At 58.5% G+C, this 4,380-nt stretch carries 4 protein-coding genes and 1 pseudogene; all 5 read left to right on the forward strand.

Going from position 1 to position 4,380, the window contains the following annotated elements; all coding sequences use genetic code 11:
* A pseudogene (locus AB4Z11_RS24375) lies at positions 1 to 482 on the forward strand (dihydrolipoyl dehydrogenase); the annotation flags it as partial.
* A gap of 197 nt (positions 483 to 679) precedes the next feature.
* On the forward strand, positions 680 to 2,251 hold the full coding sequence (locus AB4Z11_RS24380; RefSeq protein WP_442028283.1) for an FAD-dependent monooxygenase: 1,572 nt from the start codon (positions 680 to 682) through the stop codon (positions 2,249 to 2,251).
* A gap of 181 nt (positions 2,252 to 2,432) precedes the next feature.
* Positions 2,433 to 3,365, forward strand: a complete 933-nt coding sequence (locus AB4Z11_RS24385) for an alpha/beta fold hydrolase (protein WP_442028285.1) — start codon at positions 2,433 to 2,435, stop codon at positions 3,363 to 3,365.
* Between the two features lie 223 nt (positions 3,366 to 3,588).
* Positions 3,589 to 4,011 carry a hypothetical protein gene (locus tag AB4Z11_RS24390; protein ID WP_442028287.1) on the forward strand — a complete coding sequence of 141 codons (423 nt, stop codon included), beginning with the start codon at positions 3,589 to 3,591 and terminating at the stop codon, positions 4,009 to 4,011.
* A 151-nt stretch (positions 4,012 to 4,162) separates the two neighbouring features.
* Positions 4,163 to 4,380: ankyrin repeat domain-containing protein (locus AB4Z11_RS24395; RefSeq protein WP_442028288.1), on the forward strand; the 218-nt coding region annotated here is incomplete at its 3' end.

A 4,380-nucleotide genomic window follows, 5' to 3' on the forward strand; every position in this document is an offset into this window, starting at 1 on the left:
ATGTGTGGGCCATCGGCGATGTGACCGGCGAGCCAATGCTGGCGCACCGCGCCATGGCGCAAGGCGAAATGGTCGCTGAAATCATCGGCGGCAAGCGGCGCCATTTCAGTCCGGCGGCCATTGCGGCGGTGTGCTTTACCGATCCGGAGGTGGTGGTGGTCGGCGCCACGCCGCAGCAGGCGCGCGCGCAGGGCATCGCTTGCATCGACGCCTTGTTCCCTTTCGCTGCCAATGGACGCGCGATGTCGCTTGAGTCGAAGGACGGATTCGTGCGCGTGGTGGCGCGCAGCGACAATCATTTAATTCTCGGCTGGCAGGCGGTCGGTAAGGCGGTGTCGGAGTTGTCCGCTGCGTTTGCGCAGTCCATTGAAATGGGCGCTACGTTGGAAGATGTGGCCGGGACGATCCATGCGCATCCGACCTTGGGCGAGGCGATTCAGGAGGCAGCGCTGCGCGCGCTGGGGCATGCGCTGCATATTTGATGCTATACTCCGCGTGTCGGAAAAGGCAGACTTGGTTTGGTAAGCCCAAGTCCTTTCGGTAACGAAAGCTCTGGTCTTTGGCCCTTGCATCAGATCCCCACGACGAATTTTTTGACGCCGCCTGGCGTCCAATAGTTCGTCCGTGTGAGCGCTGAACCTGGGAACGCTCCGGTCGAACATCGACATAGGAGCTAGACATGCATTCCCCTCACACTACCCATTTTCATGATGTCCTGATCGCAGGCGCCGGTCCCGTCGGCCTGTTTCTGGCTTGCGAATTGCGCCTGGCTGGCTGCTCTGTGCTTGTGCTGGAGCAGATGCAGGAGCCGCATACTCCGCTGAAGGATCTGCCGTTCGGGCTACGCGGCCTTACCGTGCCGACTATTGAAAGCCTTGACCGCCGTGATTTGCTTGCCCCGCTCGAAGAGCGCGCGTCCGGTCGCGGAGCGCCTTCGGCCGCACATTGGATGCGGCAAGCCAGGCGTCCTGCAGGCCACTTCGCAGGCATCCAGTTCTTCCACGATCAGATCGACAGTGCGCAGTGGCCATATCGCCTGCCTGGCCGGGTCAGCAATCTCGCTGCCGATATGGCGAGTATTGAGGCGGTGCTATCAGAGCGTGCAGAAACCCTGGGTGTCGAGATTCTGCGCGGTTGCGGCGTCGAGAATATTGCGCAATCGGCGAACGGCGTGACCGTCTTCGCAAGCGGCCAGGCATTCTGTGGGCAATGGCTGGTTGGCTGCGACGGTGGGCGAAGCACCGTGCGCAAGGCGGCGGGCATCGGCTTCACTGGCACAGATCCCGAGTTCACGGGATATTCAGTCCAGGTCAAGTTGGCAAATCCGGACGTGCTCAAGCCCGGCCGTCACTACACTGCGGCAGGAATGTACACCTATGCGGCGCCAGGCACGATCGGAATGGTCGATTTTGACGGCGGCGCTTTTCACCGCGGCGATCCGATCACGCGCGAGCACATCGAGACTGTGTTGCGCAAAGTCTCCGGCTCCGACGTGCGGGTCACCGATCTGGAACTTGTTACTACCTGGACCGATCGCGCTTTCCAGGCGACGGAATACAGGAAGGGCCGCGTGCTGCTGGGCGGCGATGCTGCCCATGTCCACTCTCCGTTGGGCGGGCAGGGGCTGAATCTGGGCCTTGCCGATGCGATGAATCTCGGTTGGAAGCTCGCTGCGACGATACGCGGCGACGCTCCCGCCGATCTGCTGGATAGCTATGCCCGCGAGCGGCAGCCAGAAGCTGCGCAGATTCTCGACTGGTCCCGCGCACAAGTGGCGTTGATGCGTCCAAGCCGGAGTTCACGCGCATTGGAAGCGATTGTTCGCGACCTTATTGAGACTCGCGACGGCGCAAGCTATTTCGCCAGGCGCGTATGGGGAGTCGGACTTCGTTATGACCTTGGCGATGCACATCCGCTTGTCGGCCGCAGCGCGCCGGACTTCGAATTGTTTGACGGAGCAAGACTCAATCACCACCTCCGCGCCGGATGCGGACTATTGCTCGACTTCGACGAAAGCAGTGGCTTAAAAGCGTTGGCTAAGCGCTGGGGAGGGCGCATTCGCTACCTCGCAAGCGACGCGAAGGACCGACTGGGCTTAAGCGCCTTGTTGATACGGCCCGACGGAATCGTGGCCTGGGCCACCGGCTCCGCTGGCGACGAGATTGATGTCGCCCGTAGCCTATTGAAGTGGTTTGGCGAGCCTTACGGTGAGACTGCCCATTTTAGAAATTCTGCCTCGTTTTGCTCTTAGACACTTTACATCGCGTATCAAATCAATTGCTGTGACGTGCGTTTATCTTGACCTCGTTCATGAGTAGTGTGCATTCGCCGCAGGAGAACAGTGTGTGCCAGACGCGTTTTACACTGCGAACACTGAAGCCTGCGGCATCTGAAACGCCAAGAAATGCACATTCGATCCGAGGAAACGCATCATGTTTAACAAGTTCAAACAGGCGGTCTGCGTGGCCCTTTTAGCCACGGCAGCATTCACTTGTGCCACCCCGGCTGTGGCTCAACCGATTCCTTATCCATCCTTCTTCAAGGCCGAAGAAATCAATGCGGATGGAGTAAAGCTGCATGTTCGTGTTGGGGGCAACGGCCCTGCGGTCGTGCTGATTCACGGCTTCGGCGATACCGGTGATATGTGGACGGCGCTGGCAGTCGCGCTGGCAAAGAACCACCGCGTCGTCGTACCGGATTTGCGCGGCATGGGCCTCTCATCAAAGCCTGAAGGCGGCTACGATAAGAAAACCCAAGCCGGCGACATCCGCGCCATTCTGGACAAACTGGGCATCGACAAAGCCGATATCGTGGGCCACGACATCGGCACCATGGTCGCCTACGCCTATGCCGCCCGCTACCCGGACAAAACCACGAAGCTGGCAGTGCTGGACGGTCCGGTGCCTGGCATCGCACCATGGCAGGATATCGTGCGCCTACCGGTGTTATGGCACTTCGATTTGGGCGGCAAGGATGCCGAGCGCCTGGTGAAGGGGCGCGAACGAATCTACCTGGACCGCTTCTGGAATGACTTTGCCGGCACGCCAAGCAAGATCGATGAAGGCACGCGTGCGCATTACGCGAAATTGTATTCCCGGCCTGGCGCGATGAAGGCTGCGTTCGCCCAATTCCAGTCCGTGCGCAAGGACGATCAGGACAACATCGAATACGCAAAGACCAAGCTGACCATGCCGGTGCTTGCGTTGGGCGCGGAAAAGTCCTTCGGCACCATGCAGGCTACTCAGATGCGCAACGCCGCAAGCAATGTGACTGAGGTCATCATACCCGGCTCCGGCCACTGGTTGATGGAAGAATCTCCGGAGGCTACCGTGAAGGCTGTGCAGTCCTTCCTGGATTCGAACTAACCCGCTGCAAAGCAGAAAGCCCACGACGAGTCGTAGGCTTTTTTATTTTCTGGTTCTCAAACTGGACTCCCAAGTGGACCACCGGATTAGCAGGGCGACGATCCCGCAGACCCATGGGAATCAAGTCGAAGCGACTTAATGATTTCGCGTTGACGTCAGAGGTCATTGCCTCACTGCTCGGTCTGGGGCTACTGTCTCGAAGCATCCCCTTGTCTGAGAAGTTATGAAAACTATGTCACAGCAATTGCTTATTCACGGTACAGTCATCTTTCTCATCAGTCTATTGATGGGATTTGCTATTCCGGCGTTATCGAGTGGCCGAATGGGCGTATCGGCACACGTCGCCGGAATTCAGAGCGGGCTCATGCTGTGGGCATTCGGCGCAATGTGGGGAAGAGTCGCACTTCCCGATGCCGTCAAAGCGACTACGCAATTCTTGGCGCTCGTTGGAGCGTATGGCATATTCCTGGCCCTTTTGCTTGCAGCAATCTGGGGTACCAGCAAAGCTACGCCAATCGCGGGCGCCGGACACAGCGCCACGCAAATTCGGGAGTGGACTGTCGCCATCATCCTGACCACTGGATCGTTGGCCGCCACCGCTGCGGCGGCATTGCTACTCTGCGGACTATATGCGTGGAGGGCATAACTATCAGGTGGCTGTTGCGGCTTGGTATGGTGTCGGCGATTGTTATTGCTGTAAGTGCCGAGAGTAGCTAGAAAGGATGATGAAAAATAGAAGACCGCTGCGGTCGACCAGCAGCCGACGAACGACTCAGTTACTTCAATAAAGGGTCTTAATGGCCGGAAAGTTACCAAAACGTAAAACACGCGTGGAAGTTGATCGGCTGGGCCGAACTCAGCTTCACTACGCGGCAGCCGATGCTAACCTGGCTTTGCTCAGCACTCTCGTGGCGCAGGGCGAACTCGTAAACGCGCAGGATGATTATGGTTGGATGCCTCTGCACTTCGCGGTACAAGCGAACTCAGTTGGTTGCACCATCGGTCTGTTAGAAGC

The organism is Pseudoduganella sp. RAF53_2 (assembly GCF_052113985.1).
Classification (GTDB): Bacteria; Pseudomonadota; Gammaproteobacteria; order Burkholderiales; family Burkholderiaceae_D; genus Rugamonas.